This window comes from Aeromonas sp. 600527, from assembly GCF_049175415.1.
GTDB lineage: Bacteria > Pseudomonadota > Gammaproteobacteria > Enterobacterales > Aeromonadaceae > Aeromonas > Aeromonas veronii_A.
Window position 1 is genome coordinate 21,586 of record NZ_JAAKVA010000012.1, and the last position, 16,913, is coordinate 38,498.

Sequence of the window (16,913 nt, forward strand, 5' to 3'; positions counted from 1 at the left end):
CCTGACGTTACCAGAGTAAGACGGTCTCTCTGGGGTTAACGCTTTGGCAAATAGCTCATCGGATTGATCGACTTGCCTCTGTACCGGATCTCGAAATGCAATCGCACATCCGGCGCGTCCGTGCTACCCATGTTGGCAATGACCGATCCCCCCTTGACGCTGTCCCCTTCCTTCACCCGCAACTCGTCGTTGTGTGCGTAGGCGGAGAGATAGTCATCATCATGCTTGAGGATAATCAGCTTGCCATACCCCCTTAAAGCACTGCCAGCGTATACCACTTTACCGCTGCTGGCGGCGTAGACGGGTTGCCCCTTCTGGCCGGCTATGTCGATCCCCTTGTTACCCTGTTCTGCAACAGAGAACCCCTCGACAATACGACCTTTTGCGGGCCAGTGCCAAGCAAGTCTCGACTGGGAGTTGTTTGTTTTTTGTTCTTTGACCTGAGCGTATTCCTTCGGTGCTGCCGGAGCAACGGATTTCTGAGAGATGAACGGCGTGGTCTGACCAGATCCGCTAGGCTCGGCCAACGGACGCGGACCGCTGCTCGGACGGCTCACGGCCACCGGCGTCACGGTTGTCGGACGAGTCACAGCCACCATCTGGGTTGTGTTGCCACCGGACTGTACATTGAGCACCTGACCCGGTTGCAGCGCATAAGGGGCGCTCAGGTTATTGCTCTGGGCCAGCGCCTGCGCACTCATGCCAAACTGGCGACCGATGCTGCTCAGGGTATCGCCGCGACGTACCTGATAGGTCCCCGTACTGCGGCTGCTGCCAACACTGGCACTGGAGCCATCGAGGCGCAGCCGCTGCCCCGGATAGATGTTGTAGGGCGGGCTGATATTGTTGAGGCTGGCCAGTGAGGGCACATCATTACCGGAGTTAAAAGCGATGGAGTAGAGAGTATCCCCCTTCTTCACCACATAGCTGCCGCCCTGAATAGGGGCGCTGACCTGTGCACCACTCTGGCGAGCCGGAATGGTCGAGACGAACTGATCATCACCGACCCCATCCACCGGAGCTGCAGTTTTACTGGAGGAGCAGGCAAGCAGCAGCCAGGACAACACCACGACACTGCTTCCCTGCCAAATACGCGAACGCATAATGGATCCTTAACGACTAAACCAGAAATAGGCCACCACGGCCAGACCAATACAGAGCCAACCGAGCACATCTACATAGTGCATCAGTTTGCGTTCCATCTTCTCGCCCCCCCAGCGCATCAAACCTGCCACCAGGAAAAAGCGCATGCCACGACCGATGAGGGAGGTGATGATGAAAGGCAACAGAGCCATTTGCAACAACCCAGCCGTCACGGTAAACACCTTGTAGGGGATCGGGGTGAAGCTGGCAATGAAAATGACCCAGATCCCCCACTGCTCAAACCAGTGGCGGGCGATCTCGATCTTTCCCTGATAGCCAACAGACTCCACCAGTGGCAGCACCACCGGATCCCACAGGGCATAGCCAAGGGCATAGCCAAACAGGGCGCCCAGCACAGAGAAGACGGTAGCCAGCGTAGCGTAGTGCCACGCCTTGTGCGGCTTGGCGAGCGCCATCGGCGCCAGCATCACATCCACCGGGATCGGCCAGAATACCGATTCGATAAAGGCGGTGATGGAGAGATACCAGGGAGCATGCTTGTGGCGGGCCCACTGCATCACCAGTACATACAAACGGGAAAACAACTTCACTCAACATCTCCGTCAATCAGGGGAACAAAACGTACCGGCTCCAGAATTCGGCTGGTCAGCTGGGAGCCGGATCGTTCAATCAGCTGCAGGGTCTGCTGACTGTCACCGACAGGTAACACCAGTCGCCCCCCTTCGGCCAGTTGATCGGTCAGTGCCGTCGGGATCTCGCTCGCCGCGGCCGTCACCAGAATGGCGTCATAAGGCCCCTTGTTGGGCCACCCCAACCAGCCGTTGCCGTGCTTGGCCGAGACATTGTGCAGATCGAGCTGGCGCAGCCGGCGCCGGGCCTGGAACTGCAGCGACTTGATCCGCTCAACGGTATACACATGCTCCACCAGATGGGCGAGGATCGCCGTCTGGTAACCCGAGCCAGTGCCAATCTCCAGCACATGGGCCGGATTGTTTTGCATCAGTAACTCGGTCATTCGCGCCACCATATAAGGCTGCGAAATGGTCTGGCCGTGGCCAATGGGCAGGGCGGTGTTGTCCCACGCCTTGTGTGCCATGGCCTCGTCCACGAATAGCTGACGTGGCACTTTCGCGATGGTCGCCAGCACGCGAAAATCGCGAATATCCTGTGCAATGAGCTGATTTAACAGGCGCTGTACTATCACACCACCCTCATCCCTGCAGATCTAACCAGGCCCCCAGACCGGCGAGACTGTCATAGGCAGTCATGTCGATGGTCAGAGGGGTAATCGAGACATAGCCCTGCTCGATGGCGGCAAAATCGGTACCTTCACCGGCATCCTGCTGGCTGCCGGGAGGGCCAATCCAGTAGATGGGCTGGCCACGGGGATCCTCGGTACGGATCACCGACTCCGCCCGGTGGCGATTGCCAAGGCGGGTGGTCTTGATCCCCTTGATCTGTTCGAGGGGCAAGTCCGGCACGTTGACGTTGAGGATCTGATCGGCAGGCAGGGGGTGTTTCATCAGCCCCTTCACCAGCAGGGCCGCATAGTGGGCCGCCGTGGCGAAGTGGGTCTTGCCCACCAACGAGATGGCGATGGAGGGGTAACCAAGATGGCGCCCCTCGGTGGCCGCGGCGACCGTCCCCGAATAGATGACATCATCTCCCAGGTTGGCGCCGTGATTGATGCCGGCCACTACCATGTCCGGCTCCGGGCGTACCAGCTCGTTGACTGCCAGATGCACGCAGTCGGTCGGCGTGCCTTTCACCGCATAGCTCTCGCACCCATTAAAGCCGTTTTCTGCAATGCGGGTAACCCGCAGCGGTACTTCCAGCGTCAGGGAGTGACTCGCGCCGCTGCGGTTGCGATCCGGAGCCACCACAATGACCTCGCCACAGGCGCGCAGCGCCTCGCTGAGGGCACGAATGCCCTCGGCATGCACACCATCATCATTACTGACCAGAATTCGCATCGGTCTGATTCCTGAAACCGTGATCAGCCTCTTCGGCCTGCATTAACTCGCGCACCACGCTGGTGGCAAACGCGCCCGCCGGCAGGAAGAAGGAGAGGGTCAGCGCCTCGCCGTCCAGCTGCCAGCTCATCTGCTCCGGCTTGAGCAGCAGCGGACGGCGATCCTGATCCAGCCCGGCCTTCTCCAGCCCGTCACACCAATCGCTATAGGGAGCCAACACAGCCTGTTCGAACTCGGCAGCGGCGCCCTGACTGGCCAGACGGCCACGGCCCCACTGGGGCGCGGTGAGCTGCACATCGCCGGAGGCAAGACGCGCTTCCAGCTCGGGGGTCACGCTCTCTTCGCTGAAGATGGAGTGGCTGCCCTTGAGCATCACGCAATCACCGGCCAGCAGCTGATGAGCCAGCCCCTGCTCGATACGGGCGCTGACAATGGCGTTGAACAGCATGCTGCGGGCGGCAGAGAGGTAGAGGGAACGCTTGTTGCGATCCTTGATCCGCTTGCCGGCAAACATTGCCTTGGCCGCTTCCAGGTTGTTGCCATCGCGACCAAAACGCTGCTCACCATAATAATTGGGCACGCCCTGAGTGGCGATGGGTTGCAGGCGCGCCTCCAACCCATCGGCCTGTTCCAGACCGGTGAGACGCAGGGTGAAATGGTTGCCCTTGAGGTAGCCTACCCGCAATTTGCGGTTGTGACGCCTGGCTTGCAGGATCTGGATGCTGTCGCTCTCGATAACCGACAAGTCCGGCTCGGCCTTGCCTGGCAGATGAATGCCGAACCACTGCTCGGTTACCGCGTGGCGATCCTTCAGGCCAGCCCAGGTCACCGCATTGCGGTTGACCCCGGCCGCATCGGCCAGCAGACCCGCCACCCAGGCGGTGTTCTCGCCAGTTTTGCGCACCCGGACGAAGATGTGTTCACCCTCGCCACAAGGCTCGAAGCCGAGATCCTCATTCACCACAAAATCGGCGGCCTCGGCCTTGAGGATACCGCGGGCGGTGGGCGCCCCGTGCAGATAGGCAAGTTGTTCCAGCATTATTGTTTCACCAACAGGACGACGGCTTCGGTGGCGATCCCTTCCTTGCGCCCCGTAAAACCCAATTTTTCGGTGGTGGTCGCCTTGACGTTCACCCGGTTCAAATCACATTGCAGATCGGCGGCCAGCACGGCGCACATGGCGTCGATATGGGGGGCCATTTTGGGCGCTTGGGCGATGATGGTCACATCCAGGTTGCCGATGGCATAACCCGCCTTATGTACCCTGGCAAACACATCCCGCAGCAGGATGCGGCTGTCGATCCCCTTGAACTCGGCAGCGGTATCGGGGAAGTGGCGACCGATGTCACCGGCACCAATGGCGCCCAGCAGGGCATCGCTCACCGCGTGCAGCACCACATCGCCGTCAGAATGGGCAACCAGCCCCTGCTCGTAGGGAACCGGCACGCCACCCAGCATGCAGGGGCCAACACCACCAAATTTATGAACATCAAAACCATGACCAATGCGCATCATCAGCGGCAACCTCCCAACATGCTGAAACCAACCCCATCAATTTTGTGTACGTCCACACCATGTCCAATCCGGATCATGCTAACTCCTTGTTCGGGCCTGTTTGTTCGAGACACTCTGCTCTGAACGGTCTGTTCTGACTGAGGGGCTTATGCCTGCTGGCTTAAAAACAGCCCCGCCAGCGACAAGTCTTCCGGCCGGGTCACTTTGATATTGTCGGCGCGCCCCTCCACCATCCGCACCGCAAATCCTGCCCGCTCCATGGCGGAGGCCTCGTCGGTGATGGTGGCGCCCAGCAGTAGCCCCTCTTCCAGCGCCCGCTTCAGGGCTCGGGTCGGGAACATCTGCGGCGTCAGGGCATGCCAGAGCTGCTCGCGCTCGACGGTGGCAATGATATTGCCCTCCCCATCGGAGCGTTTCATGGTATCGCGTACCCGACTGCCGAGAATGGCACCGTCGCAGTTCATGGCCGCGGCAATCAGCGCATCGAGATCGCCGTGAGTCAGACAGGGACGGGCCGCATCGTGCACCAGCACCCACTCCCCTTGCGCCACATGGAGACCATTGAGGACGGAAAAGGCGCGCTCGGCGCCTCCCTCTACCCGCACAATGCGCGGGTCGGCCGCCACGGGCAGGTCCTCGAACCAGCGGTCATGGGGCGCCAGCGCCACGATCACCTGGGCGATGGCCGGGTGGGAGAGCAGCCGCTCCAGGGTATGTTCGAGAATGGTTTTACCCGCCAGTTGCAGGTACTGCTTGGGGCAATCGGCCCCCATTCGGCTGCCGATACCGGCGGCAGGGACGATCGCCGTCAGGCCGGATACCCGGCTGGCATCAGTCATCGTAGGGCTCATCGTCCGGCGCTGTCTCTTTGTCTTTCTCTTTGGGGATGATCCGGTAGAAGGTCTCCCCCTGCTTGATGTAACCCAGATCGTTGCGCGACAACTCCTCGATGGCCTCGAGGCCAGAGGTGAGATCATCTATCTCGCGGTAAATGAGGTCGTTACGATCCTTGAGAGTCTGGTTGTCCCGCTGTTGCTGCGAGATGGCCTCCGACAGGTTCTGATAATCGGATAGCCCGTTCTTCCCCAGCCAGAGGTCATATTGCAGTCCCCCCAGCAGGAGGATCAGGATCAGGGTGAATAGCCGCATGCACTAGGTCTCCTTCAGGCGGCCTAGTGTCCCATATTCGGTGCCAAGACAAAAGAAAGCGAGCACCCGGGAGCCACCGGCCGAACATAAAAAAGTGCCCAAGAGTGAATCAGATAGCACAAAGCCCCGCCAAACCGGTGCAAGGATGGCCAACCAGGGCGCTCCTTGTCCGGGGGCGGGGCTCTCAATCAGAAAGCGGTAATAGGGATCAGTTCACCACGACCGGCTCTCCCGCGCTCTCGGCCGGGGTGTGGTACTCCTCCTCGGCATCACGGAAACGCTCCAGCATCGCTTTAGAGGGCGCTTCGCCCAGCAGACTGCCCACTACGATGGCCAGCAGTGCGAACAGGAAGCCCGGGATGATCTCATACAGCCCCAGCCAGCCGAACTGCTTCCAGACGATGACGGTGATGGCACCGACCAGCATGCCCGCCAGCGCACCGTTGCGGGTCATTCGCGGCCACAGCACCGATAGCAGCACCACGGGACCAAAGGCGGCACCGAAACCGGCCCAGGCGTAGCTCACCAGCCCCAGCACCCGGTTTTCCGGATTCATGGCGACGGCGATGGCAATCACGGCGATCAGCAGCACCATCAGGCGACCCACCCACACCAGCTCACGCTGGGAGGCGTTCTTGCGCAGGAAGGGCTTGTAGAGATCCTCGGTAATGGCGCTGGAGCAGACCAGCAGCTGGCAGCTTAGAGTGCTCATCACCGCCGCCAGAATGGCGGAGAGCAGCACACCGGCGATCCAGGGGTTGAACAGGATCTTGGAAAGCTCGATAAAGACCCGCTCCGGGTTGCCGGTCACTCCAGCCGCCACTTCCGGGAAGCGGGCAAAATAGGCTAGCCCGAAGAAGCCGATGGCCACCGCGCCTGCGAGGCAGAACACCATCCAGGTCATGCTGATACGGCGGGCATTGGCCATGGAGTGATGGGAATCCGCCGCCATGAAGCGGGCCAGAATGTGGGGCTGACCGAAGTAGCCAAGACCCCAGGCCATCAACGAGACAATGGCGATCACATCCAGATTCTTGAACATGTCGAGGTTGCTGGCGCTCTTGGCGGCCACCTCGATCATGGCGCTATCCACCCCGCCGACGGCGATGATGACGAAGACCGGGGTCAGGATCAGGGCAAAGATCATCAGGGTCGCCTGCACCGTGTCGGTCCAGCTCACCGCGAGGAAGCCGCCGAAGAAGGTGTAGGTGATGGTGGCAGCGGCACCGACCCAGAGGGCGGTGTTGTAATCCATGCCGAAGGTGCTCTCGAACAAGCGGGCACCGGCCACCACGCCGGAGGCGCAATAGATGGTGAAGAAGAGCAGGATCACCAGCGCAGAGAGAATGCGCAGCACCTTGCTGTGATCTTCAAAGCGATAAGTGAAGTAGTCCGGCAGGGTCAGGGCGTTGCGGTTCTTCTCGGTATGTACCCGCAGGCGGCCCGCTACCCAGCGCCAGTTGAGGTAGGCACCGATGACCAGACCGATGGCGATCCAGCTCTCGGAGATGCCGCTGACGAAGACGGCGCCGGGCAGCCCCATCAGCAGCCAGCCGCTCATGTCGGAGGCGCCGGCGGAGAGAGCGGTAACCCAGCTCCCCATCCGGCGGCCGCCCAGAATGTAGTCATCAAAGTTGCGGGTGGCGCGATAGGCGACGAAGCCGATCAACACCATTCCGAGGATATACACCAGGAAGGTGATTAACATGGGTGTGCTAGCTGTCATGCAAAACTCCGTTTTGTGTCATTTTCTGCCCGCTCTGGTGACGGGCTCATCCCTAAAAAACCGGCCTAGCTTAATCAGCCGTTCGCGCCAGCTCAACCACTTTTAACAAACACAAAACACAATAAAAACCTTTGCGCATCAAATCATCTGCCACATCAAGAGGATGGCGCCAGATTTCCTGCCGTTGCCGTGATGATCATCTCGCAGCGCCAGCCGCTACTGAGCGTTATGTTTTCACATTTTGTTACTATCGAGCTTTTTACATCCTCCCCGTCCCCTCCTACACTCGCCGCCCTGAATCCAACGAACCGGGGCCACGCCTATGTCCTCTCATCTGTCGCAACTGCGCACCCTCGCCCGCCGTCTCCATCCGGTAGAGGAGTCGGGCCATCTCATCAGACGGGCCAAGTATGTGGGACGTCTCTGGCTCAATCCCGGCGCCCGCGCCCTCTACCGCCAACAGCAGGAGCAACCGCTGCTGGCGCAAGCGATCAGCCGCTTCCCCGATATTCTGGAAAAGCCGATCCACCCCTATCGCCACAAGGGGCTCCGCAAGCGCCTGCGCGCGGGGCTTATCAGCGGCCACTACCAGCAGCTGGCTCGCCAGCTGCCCAAGGCACAACAACTGGCGATCTACAGCGGCCGCGGCCTGCTGCTGGCCCAGTGGCAGAGCGACAAGCTGATGGCACCGCTGACCCTGCAACTCGATTACCAAACCCATATGGGCAAAGAGGGGGAGATGAGCCTGACCCTCAAGCTGGGTGACACGGGGCTCTATTACATGGCTCTCAATTTGCGCCCTGCTCCGAACCCGACCCTCGAGATCTGCTCGCTGCAAGGGGGCAAGGGCCAGAACGAGGAGATCAAACAGGTCACCAAGGCATGCGGCGGGCTGCGCCCTATGTCCCTGCTGGTCTATATGGCTGCCGAGCTGGCCCGGGGATTGGCGTGCAACACCCTGCTCGGGATCCGCACCCAAAGCCACGTCTATCAGAGCAGCAAGCGCACCGCCGATCGGGTCAAGTTCGACCTCGATGGCTTGTGGCAGGAGCATCAGGGCTGCGTGCAGGATGACCTCTGGATGAGCCTGCCACTGGAGGTGCCCCGCAAGACGCTGGAGGAGATCCCCTCCCGCAAGCGCGCCAGCTACAAGGCGCGCTATCAGTTGCTCGATCAGCTCGGCAGCGAGCTACAGGCAAATCTGCTGCGACGCTGAGTCAGCACAGCAGAAACAAAAAGGGCGAACAGCATGCTGTTCGCCCTTTGTCATGACGGGGATCGGCCCTTAGCGATTGATCGCTATCGGCATACCGTTGCGCTGCTCCAGCGCCTGCTTCACCAGCTGGGAGTCGCTGTCGGCGTGGGCAATGAAGCGGGTCACCGCCGGGGTCATCGGCAGCGGTGCCGGCAGCTTGGAGTTAAACTCCTCTTCACTGCGCGACAGCGGCTGGTGCACTTCCAGATAACGAACGCCGTTGGGCTCGAGAGAGGCCTTGATCGGCTGGTTGACAAACTGGACGCGGGTACCAACCGGAACCCGCTTGAACAGGTACTCGATATCGTCGTTACGCAGCCGCACACAGCCGTGACTCACCCGCAGACCGATACCGAAGTTGGCATTGGTGCCGTGGATGGCGTACATCTTGCCGATATAGAGTGCAAACAGCCCCATGGGGTTGTCCGGACCGGCCGGCCATACCGCTGGCAGGCTCTCGCCACGGGCGGCATATTCGGCATGCATCTTGGCAGTCGGGGTCCAGGTCGGGCCCGCTTTCTTGCGCTGCACGCTGGTCACCCAGTTTTCCGGGGTGTCGGTGCCGAGCTGGCCGATGCCGATGGGCAACACTTCTACCACCTTCTTGCCTTTCGGGTAGTAGTAGAGGCGCATCTCGGCCACGTTCAGCACAATCCCTTCACGAGGGGCATCCGGCAGGATGAGTTGCTGGGGGATCACCAGCTTCTCGCCGGTCTGTACCAACAGGGGATCCGCATCGGGGTTGGCCTCTATCATGTTGGTCAGCCCCAGCTGGAATTTGGCAGCAATGGCCTCCAGCGTCTGGCCATTCTCTTCGGCCGGAACCACATATTCCAGATTTTCCCCCACCAGACGGCTGTTGGCCGCAGGCAGAGCATATTCAACAGCGAAAACCGGCGCAGCGGTCAGCAGCAGGCTGTAGCAGAGTGTTACCACACTATTGCGAAGGAGCTTCATAACTTTCCCATGATAATGACTGAATTGACATCTCTGAGCTGACGGCTGATCAGCAGAAGATCAGGGGCGCGAAGAGAAGGCCGCCATTTTTCTCCTCTGCTGACCAAATATCAACTGACAAGTGGTGACGGGTCGATGATTAATATGCGGATTATCCAACGCCCTCGACTCGCCCTCTCCCCCTGTTTATCCCCGTTGCCAGAGGCGCATATCATAACCTGTGGGAGATTGATGCAACCGCAGATGAAATTGCTCAATGATAGCGAAGATATGGTCGAAAATATCGGCTTGGATCCCTTCGTAATCAGCCCATGCGGTGGTCGCGGTAAAACAGTAAATTTCCAGCGGCAAACCGTCTGACGTGGGCGCCAGCTGGCGCACCATCAGGGTCATGTCCTTGCGAATGCCGGGGTGAGCACGCAGATAGGCATCCAGATAGGCGCGCAGGGTGCCGAGGTTGGTGAGGTGACGACCGTTGATAGGGCAGCTCAGGGCATCGCTCAGCTGCTGATTGTAACTGCTCAGCTCCTGCTCCTTGCGACTGAGATAGGGGGCCAGCAGTTGTGCCTGCTTGAGCTGCCGCTGCTCATCGGCTGTCAGAAAGCGTACGCTGGTCATGTCGATATTGATGCTGCGCTTGATACGGCGGCCACCCGACTCGGTCATCCCCTGCCAATTCTTGAAAGAATCGGAGATCAGGGCATAGGTGGGGATAGTGGTGACTGTTTTGTCCCAGTTCGACACCTTGACCGTGGTGAGGCCGATATCGGTCACCTCACCATCGGCGCCATACTTGTCCATCTGCAGCCAGTCACCGACACTCAGCATCCGGTTGGCGGAGAGCTGGATCCCTGCTACCAGCCCGAGGATGGGGTCCTTGAACACCAGCATCAGCACCGCAGTCATGGCACCCAGACCGCTGAACAGGAACAGCGGCGACTTGCCAAGCAGCAAGGCGATCATCAGGATGCCCACCAGAATGCTGCCTACCAGCTTGGCCCCCTGAAAGATGCCACGCAGGGGCAGGTCCCGCCACAACCGAGTATTGCGGCTCACCGCCAACACGCAGTCGAGCAGACTAAAGAAAGAGAGCAGCAAAAAGAGCAGGATCCAGAGCTGAGCCAGCATTTCGATCAACTTGAGGCTCTCCGACTGACGGGGTAACCAGATCTCAGCCTGAGCCAGCAAGACGGCTCCCTGAAAGACAAAAGCGAGTCGGTAAAAGAGGCGCTGTTGCAATTGAGGCGGTAGCCACACCTGCTTGGCTCTACCAAGTATCCCCACCAGCCGCACCAGCAGAAAGCGGTGCAGCGCCATGTGCAGCAACAGGGAGGTAATGACGATAAAGCCCAGCGCGATTACCAGCGCCATCATGCTGGTCACTTCCACCCCAAGGCCCGACAACCAGTTAAAAAACGCCTCTTTCATTGCTCTCTCCCGAACCGGGCAGCCCGCTGGCTGCAAAAACAGTGGTGGTCAGGGTACCGCTCCCCTCCCCCATGTCAAATCGGCGTATGCCTGAAATGACAACGCCCGGCACAGGCCGGGCGTTGTTTCAAAGCGAGGCTGACTTAGCAGACCAGGCTCAGGGCATCGCGAGCGATGACCAGCTCTTCGTTGGTCGGGATCACCATGGCGCAACGGCTGTCGGCGGTGGTGATGCGACCTTCGCCACCCAGTACCGCGGCGTTGTTGGCCTCTTTGTCCACCTTGAAGCCAAACAGTGCCAGACGGTTCAGCACCATCTCGCGCACCATGGCGGCGTTCTCACCGATACCGCCGGTGAAGACCACGGCGTCCAGACGACCGTCCATCGCAGCGGCATAGGCACCGACATACTTGGCCACACGGTAGGTGAAGACATCCAGCGCACGCTTGGCACCGGCGTCGGTGGCGTAGTTGGTGGTGACGTAGCGGCAGTCGCTGCTCGCTTCGGTCATCCCCAGCAGACCGGACTCACGGGTCAGGGTGTGGTTGATCTGCTCCACGCTGTAACCGAGCTGGTCGTGCATGAAGAAGACCACGGCCGGATCGATATCACCGGAGCGGGTACCCATCGCCAGACCTTCCAGCGGAGTCAGCCCCATGGAGGTGTCTACGGATTCGCCGTTCTTGATGGCGCAGACAGAGGCACCGTTACCCAGGTGGCAGTTGATGATGTTCAGTTCATTCAACGGCTTGCCCAGCTCTTTCGCGGCTTCTTCCGCGATGTAGCGGTGAGAAGTACCGTGGGCACCATAACGACGGATGCCGTGTTCGCGGTAGAGCTTGTGTGGCAGCGCATAGAGGTAGGCCTCTTGCGGCAGAGTCTGGTGGAAGGCGGTGTCGAACACGGCCACGTTTTTCTCGGACAGCTGCGGGAACACTTTCAGCGCGGCGCGAATACCGATGAGGTGGGCCGGATTGTGCAGCGGGGCGAACGGAATGGCGGCTTCGATACCGGCGATCACGCCGTCATCAATACGCACGGAGCGGGAGAACTGCTCGCCACCATGTACGATGCGGTGACCGATGGCCACCAGTTGCTCGGCAAGAGTCGGATCCTGCGGCAGGATATGACCCACGATATGGTCGAGGGCCTCCTGGTGCGCGGCACCCGCGCCCAGCATGGCTTCGCCCTTGACCCCGTGGAGTTTCCATTTGATACGTGCATCATCCAGATTGAAGCATTCGGCCAGGCCGGACAGCATGTCCTCACCTGTTTCGGCGTCCATTACGGCAAATTTCAGGGAAGAGCTACCGCAGTTAAGGATCAATACCAACTTGCTCATTTTCTACATCTTCCTGTGCTTCGGCTTTACGCCGACAGTGTCGTGTCATCCAAAAAGAGGATGGGATTCCCCTGCCGGGGGCTTATGGTCGCAGGAAAGTGCGCCCAATTTTTCAATTCTTGCTCTTGAAAGAGTCATCGCAACTTGTGGTGCGTATCACTCGTTTCAATGCTTGCGAGTCTCGACGCATCAGCTGCGCAGGGCTCGCTTCAATGGGGATGCTCAGGCGATGGCCAGCAGATCCCGGTGTACCTTGACCACCAGCTTCTTCACTTTGGCGGGCTGGTTGCGGGTACAGAGCGGGCGATGCAGTTCGCCCGGCCAGAAGATGGAAAAATCGCCCGGTTGCAGCGCCAGATAGGTAGTCTGCTCGTCATCGACAAACCAGAGGTCAGGATGGGGATGGTCAGCACCTTCATTCGCATACTCATGAGGCCCGACACCGATCCACTCTTCGCCTGCCAGCAGCAGCTGGATATCGAGATAGTCGCGGTGGAACTCGCCACGGCGATCCGCAGCCGGCTCGGTCATCTCCTCGCTCACCAGACAGAACAGCTTGAGGCCGTCGATCTCGCTCTTGCCAAGGGGCGCCTCGCGCCAGAGGGCAACGCTTTTGACCACCTCGACCATGATGCGATCCAGCGGGGCAGGCAGCGGCGTACGCTGCAAAGTGTTCAGGCTACCGGTGATCATGGTGCGAGCATCTTCCTGTTAGGTATATCTGCGCGGCATCTTTGCCGCCCAATGAAAAAGGACCTGTTACAGGTCCTTCGATAATGCCCCCGGCGATCCGTGCAGAGGGATTATAGCTAACGTTCATATTCAGCATATTGGAGCACTGTTACACACTCATCCAGTGATTGCCAAGAGTATGGACTCCATTTTCACGGTGATCGTACCAGCTGAAACCATATTATTCACCACCCTTTTGCCAGCGACTTTGACCAGACGCAAAAACGGGAGCATCAGCTCCCGTTTTTTTCGCAAAACCGTTTAACAACCGGCTTCATTCAAGCCTTTTCGGCGTTTTCCACCGGTTTGGCGTACATGGCACGCCAGATAGCCTTGTGCTCTTGTGGCACTTCTGACTGACGGGTCAGGAAAGCAGCCTGTTCGATGGTATTGGCCTTGCCAGCCACATCTGCTGCCAGATAGTTGCTGGGGAAGAGGCGGTAACTGCTCCATATAGCCTTATCGATCAGCGCGGCCAGTTCGTCCGGATCGCTGAAGCCCTCGGTAATGGGGGCGCCGAAAGAGACATGTACCCGCCCCTTCATGCCGACGATACCGGCGACAATGCTCTCGATATCTTCGAACTCGCCCTTCTCGTAGCTGCCGTTGACCGATTTCTCGTAGAGCTCGCGCGCCTTCGCCTTGTCGGTGGGGTCCAGCTCGTAGCTGATGCTGACCGGCACGATATTGAGGCTACGCATGTAGTCGACAAAGTCGATCTTCTGCTTCTTGCCGTCGACATAAAACATCTTGAGGATGGCCGGATCGGTCTTGTCATCCCCATCCTTGGCCCGCCCCTCTTTCTGGGCGATCCAGATGGAGTGCCCCTCGTGGACCGACTGACCTATATAGGCCGACAGCTCGCCGAGCGCTTTCATCATCTCCCGCGGCCCCTTGGCGGAACGCTTGACGATAAAGCTCTTGTTGAGCTTCATCAGCTCGGTGGCGCAGGGCTTGCGCAGCAGGTTGTCGCCGATGGCGATACGTACGGTATCAAAACCGTGGGTGTGCAACCCCCAGTTGACGAACGCCGGGTCCATGGCGATGTCTCTGTGGTTGGAGACAAACAGGTAGCCCTGCTCCTTCTTCAGATGTTCGAGCCCGGAGAAGGTCACCCCCTTGGTGGAGGTGGCGATCATGCGGGACATATAGCGAGTCACCCCCATCTGGACCTGATGCACCGTGGTCACTTTTGACCATTTACGGCGCAGGAACAGGCGGATCATCGGGCGGATGGCCCAACCCAGCCAGCTCATCAGGGAACCGAAACGATACTTGGCGATGGCGCCGATAAATTCATCATCCTGGATCAGCCGTTCGATGGCTGCCGGCACTTCTTCATCGCGGTAGGGGCGAATATCCGCGAATCTATCTACTTCAGTCACAATGTCAGCCTTGCATGCTAGGAAACCGCAGCCAACCCTTGTTGGCCGGGGAAAATTCAGGGCGCAATTTTACACGCTTTTATGGCAAGGGGTATGAGACAAGCATGAATAGTGAGATCTGACCAGTTAATTAATCGGAGCAGAGCGCCAGTGCCACGGCGGCCTCGGCATGGATGGCAGTGGTGTCGTAGAGCGGCACCGCCGCCCGGGCATCGCCCACCAGCAGGGCAATCTCGGTGCAACCGAGGATCACCGCCTCGGCACCAGCATCCGCCAGCGCCTCGATGATGGCCAGATACTCGGCCCGCGACGATTCGCGGATCTCGCCCAGACAAAGCTCGTCATAGATGATCCTGTGTACCCGCTCCCGCCCTGCCTCATCGGGTACCAGCACAGTAAACCCGAAGCGCGCCTGCAAACGCCCCTTGTAGAAATCCTGCTCCATGGTGAAGCGGGTGCCGAGCAGGCCGACTCGGGTGATCCCGTCAGCCCGCAATTTGGCCGCGGTGGCATCGGCGATATGGAGCAGCGGGATATCGATGGCGGCCTCAATCTCGGGGGCGACCTTGTGCATGGTGTTGGTGCCGATCAGCAAGAAATCGGCGCCGCCGGCCTGGATAGCCTGAGCTTCGGCCACCAACAGGCGAGCGGTGGCGGGCCAGTCACCAACATGCTGCAGCCGCTCTATCTCGGCAAAGTCGACGCTGTTGAGCAGCACCCGCGCCGAGTGCAAGCCACCGAGCTTGGCCCGCACGCCCCGGTTGAGCGCCTGATAGTAGCTGACAGTGGACTCCCAGCTCATGCCACCCAGCAGACCGATACATTTCATAACAGCTCCTTTCATCCCAAGGTAAGGCAGTGCCACGTCACCTTGCAGGCAAGATCACGGGAGCGAGATAAAAAAGGCCCCGCAGGGCCAACAAGACAGCCGGTAAAGGCCCGGGTCAGCCCCGGACTAAATCCAGATCATCAGCACGCAGGCCGCCGTAGCGATCCCCATGCCGAGGTTAAAACGGCGCCAGCCCCGGGCGGTGCGGATAAGACGGCGCACCTGGGCGCCGAACAGTACCCAGAAAGCACCGGTATAGAGGCCGGTCACAAAGAAGATGGCGAGCACCCAGATGGCCGATGGCCAGTAGGCCTCCCCTGCCAGGGTGAAACCGCTGATGGCGGAGAGCGCCATCATCCACGCCTTGGGGTTGAGCAGTTGCAGCATGGCCCCCTGATGGGCGGGAATAAGTGGCCGATTGCCCTCGGCCGGGCCGCTGGCGGTCGCCACCTTCCACGCCAGCCAGAGCAGGTAGGCCGAGCCGATCAGCTTGAGCCCGTCGTGCAGCAGCGGCACCTTGTCAAATATCACCCCGAGCCCCAGCGCAGTAGCGAGGATCATCAGATTGATCCCCCCGACCACCCCTACCAGCAGGGGCAGCGTGCGGCGAAATCCCTGCGCCGCTCCGGCGCTGGTGAGCAGCATATTGTTTGGTCCCGGCGTACCGCAGGTGACCAGTGCAAACCCCGCGAGGGGCAGTACCCAGTTCAGATCCATCTCAACCTCGTTCAGACCACATATCGGACTCTCTGCCAGACAATCCGCCAGATAAAGCAGCCCACCAATATGCAGAAGCGGCAGCCCGACCACAAGGAGAAAGCGGGTGGGAAAAGCCTCAATACCAGAGCATCACCACGCAGAGGGCAGTCAGCAGACCGAGGGAGCCATTGAGCCGGCGCCAGCCCCGATCCGTACTGATCCAGTTGCTCAGCTGATGGCCAAAGAGCACCCAGACAAAGCAGATGGGCAGCGCCACCAGCGCAAACATGATCATCACCGCCAGCTGGCTGGGCCAGTAACCGGCGCCGGCCAGACTGAACAGACTGATGGCGGAGATTCCCATCATCCACGCTTTGGGGTTGAGAAACTGGAAGCCCAGCCCCTCCAGCAGGGTCAGCGGTCGGGCGCGCCGCGCCGGATCGCTCGGGGCTCCTGCCACCGCGATGCGCCAGGCCAGCCAGAGCAGATAGAGGCTGCCGAAGATCTGCAAACCGAGGCGCAGCAGAGGCCAGCGCTCGAACAGCGGATAAAGCCCCAGCGCCAGCACCAGTTGCAACACCGGCTGCCCCAGCCCCACCCCGAGCAGATGTGGCAGAGTGCGACGCACCCCGAAGTTGGCGCCGGAGGCCGTCAGCATCAGGTTGTTGGGCCCCGGCGTACCGCAGGTGAGTACGGCAAAACCGAACAGGGTAACATACCACTCCATCGTCATATTGTGACTCCTTACTCGCTGAGTTGTATCGATACAATGCAAGCTATTTGATTGTTATCAGGCTGAAATTCACGCTATATTGACA

18 protein-coding genes are annotated in these 16,913 nt (G+C 59.9%); 1 reads left to right on the forward strand and 17 read right to left on the reverse strand.

What is annotated here, in order from left to right; genetic code table 11:
- Positions 1 to 35 precede the first annotated feature (35 nt).
- The 9 genes from G5154_RS14670 to putP all read right to left on the reverse strand — a co-directional run bounded on the left by G5154_RS14670 (position 36) and on the right by putP (position 7,467).
- Positions 36 to 1,103 (reverse strand): LysM peptidoglycan-binding domain-containing protein, encoded by a 1,068-nt coding sequence (locus G5154_RS14670; RefSeq protein WP_005343369.1) that lies wholly within the window; start codon positions 1,101 to 1,103, stop codon positions 36 to 38.
- A gap of 9 nt (positions 1,104 to 1,112) precedes the next feature.
- Positions 1,113 to 1,694 (reverse strand): YqaA family protein, encoded by a 582-nt coding sequence (locus G5154_RS14675; protein ID WP_216979432.1) that lies wholly within the window; start codon positions 1,692 to 1,694, stop codon positions 1,113 to 1,115.
- Positions 1,691 to 2,308 (reverse strand): protein-L-isoaspartate(D-aspartate) O-methyltransferase, encoded by a 618-nt coding sequence (locus G5154_RS14680; RefSeq protein WP_005335507.1) that lies wholly within the window; start codon positions 2,306 to 2,308, stop codon positions 1,691 to 1,693. The genes G5154_RS14675 and G5154_RS14680 overlap by 4 nt, the downstream gene beginning before the upstream one ends.
- Positions 2,309 to 2,315: 7 nt before the next feature.
- A complete protein-coding gene (gene surE / locus G5154_RS14685) occupies positions 2,316 to 3,077 on the reverse strand; it encodes a 5'/3'-nucleotidase SurE (RefSeq protein WP_201934041.1) in 762 nt (253 codons plus the stop codon).
- Positions 3,058 to 4,116: a tRNA pseudouridine(13) synthase TruD gene (truD, locus tag G5154_RS14690; RefSeq protein ID WP_421263945.1), complete on the reverse strand. Its 1,059-nt coding sequence runs from the start codon at positions 4,114 to 4,116 to the stop codon at positions 3,058 to 3,060. Before truD ends, surE begins: the two co-directional genes overlap by 20 nt.
- A complete protein-coding gene (ispF, locus tag G5154_RS14695) occupies positions 4,116 to 4,592 on the reverse strand; it encodes a 2-C-methyl-D-erythritol 2,4-cyclodiphosphate synthase (protein WP_270905577.1) in 477 nt (158 codons plus the stop codon). Before ispF ends, truD begins: the two co-directional genes overlap by 1 nt.
- 146 nt (positions 4,593 to 4,738) lie before the next feature.
- Positions 4,739 to 5,431 (reverse strand): 2-C-methyl-D-erythritol 4-phosphate cytidylyltransferase, encoded by a 693-nt coding sequence (gene ispD / locus G5154_RS14700; RefSeq protein ID WP_270905578.1) that lies wholly within the window; start codon positions 5,429 to 5,431, stop codon positions 4,739 to 4,741.
- Complete coding sequence (gene ftsB / locus G5154_RS14705; protein ID WP_005335520.1) at positions 5,424 to 5,741, reverse strand: cell division protein FtsB; 318 nt, start codon at positions 5,739 to 5,741, stop codon at positions 5,424 to 5,426. The genes ispD and ftsB overlap by 8 nt, the downstream gene beginning before the upstream one ends.
- Positions 5,742 to 5,949: 208 nt before the next feature.
- Positions 5,950 to 7,467 (reverse strand): sodium/proline symporter PutP, encoded by a 1,518-nt coding sequence (gene putP / locus G5154_RS14710; protein WP_421244539.1) that lies wholly within the window; start codon positions 7,465 to 7,467, stop codon positions 5,950 to 5,952.
- 322 nt (positions 7,468 to 7,789) lie between these two features.
- On the opposite strand from putP, the gene G5154_RS14715 reads away from it, so the two are divergent.
- Positions 7,790 to 8,683, forward strand: coding sequence for a VirK/YbjX family protein (locus G5154_RS14715; protein WP_421244540.1), 894 nt, complete (start codon positions 7,790 to 7,792; stop codon positions 8,681 to 8,683).
- A gap of 69 nt (positions 8,684 to 8,752) precedes the next feature.
- Here the strand turns inward: G5154_RS14715 and G5154_RS14720 are convergent, their stop codons facing one another.
- From G5154_RS14720 to G5154_RS14755, 8 genes are all read right to left on the reverse strand, one after another.
- Positions 8,753 to 9,679 (reverse strand): L,D-transpeptidase family protein, encoded by a 927-nt coding sequence (locus G5154_RS14720; RefSeq protein ID WP_421263946.1) that lies wholly within the window; start codon positions 9,677 to 9,679, stop codon positions 8,753 to 8,755.
- A gap of 186 nt (positions 9,680 to 9,865) precedes the next feature.
- Complete coding sequence (locus G5154_RS14725) at positions 9,866 to 11,107, reverse strand: mechanosensitive ion channel family protein (RefSeq protein ID WP_421244542.1); 1,242 nt, start codon at positions 11,105 to 11,107, stop codon at positions 9,866 to 9,868.
- 143 nt (positions 11,108 to 11,250) lie between these two features.
- Positions 11,251 to 12,450: an acetate kinase gene (locus G5154_RS14730; protein WP_005354534.1), complete on the reverse strand. Its 1,200-nt coding sequence runs from the start codon at positions 12,448 to 12,450 to the stop codon at positions 11,251 to 11,253.
- 222 nt (positions 12,451 to 12,672) lie between these two features.
- Positions 12,673 to 13,143, reverse strand: a complete 471-nt coding sequence (locus G5154_RS14735; RefSeq protein ID WP_421251191.1) for a YhcH/YjgK/YiaL family protein — start codon at positions 13,141 to 13,143, stop codon at positions 12,673 to 12,675.
- A gap of 317 nt (positions 13,144 to 13,460) precedes the next feature.
- The gene (locus G5154_RS14740) at positions 13,461 to 14,567 is read right to left on the reverse strand and encodes a 1-acyl-sn-glycerol-3-phosphate acyltransferase (RefSeq protein WP_216979439.1); all 1,107 of its coding nucleotides are present in this window, start codon (positions 14,565 to 14,567) and stop codon (positions 13,461 to 13,463) included.
- A 130-nt stretch (positions 14,568 to 14,697) separates the two neighbouring features.
- Positions 14,698 to 15,396 (reverse strand): aspartate/glutamate racemase family protein, encoded by a 699-nt coding sequence (locus G5154_RS14745; RefSeq protein WP_421251190.1) that lies wholly within the window; start codon positions 15,394 to 15,396, stop codon positions 14,698 to 14,700.
- Positions 15,397 to 15,522: 126 nt separating this feature from the next.
- The gene (locus G5154_RS14750) at positions 15,523 to 16,113 is read right to left on the reverse strand and encodes a LysE family translocator (protein WP_203132720.1); all 591 of its coding nucleotides are present in this window, start codon (positions 16,111 to 16,113) and stop codon (positions 15,523 to 15,525) included.
- A 118-nt stretch (positions 16,114 to 16,231) separates the two neighbouring features.
- Complete coding sequence (locus G5154_RS14755; RefSeq protein WP_421251189.1) at positions 16,232 to 16,828, reverse strand: LysE family translocator; 597 nt, start codon at positions 16,826 to 16,828, stop codon at positions 16,232 to 16,234.
- Positions 16,829 to 16,913 lie beyond the last annotated feature (85 nt).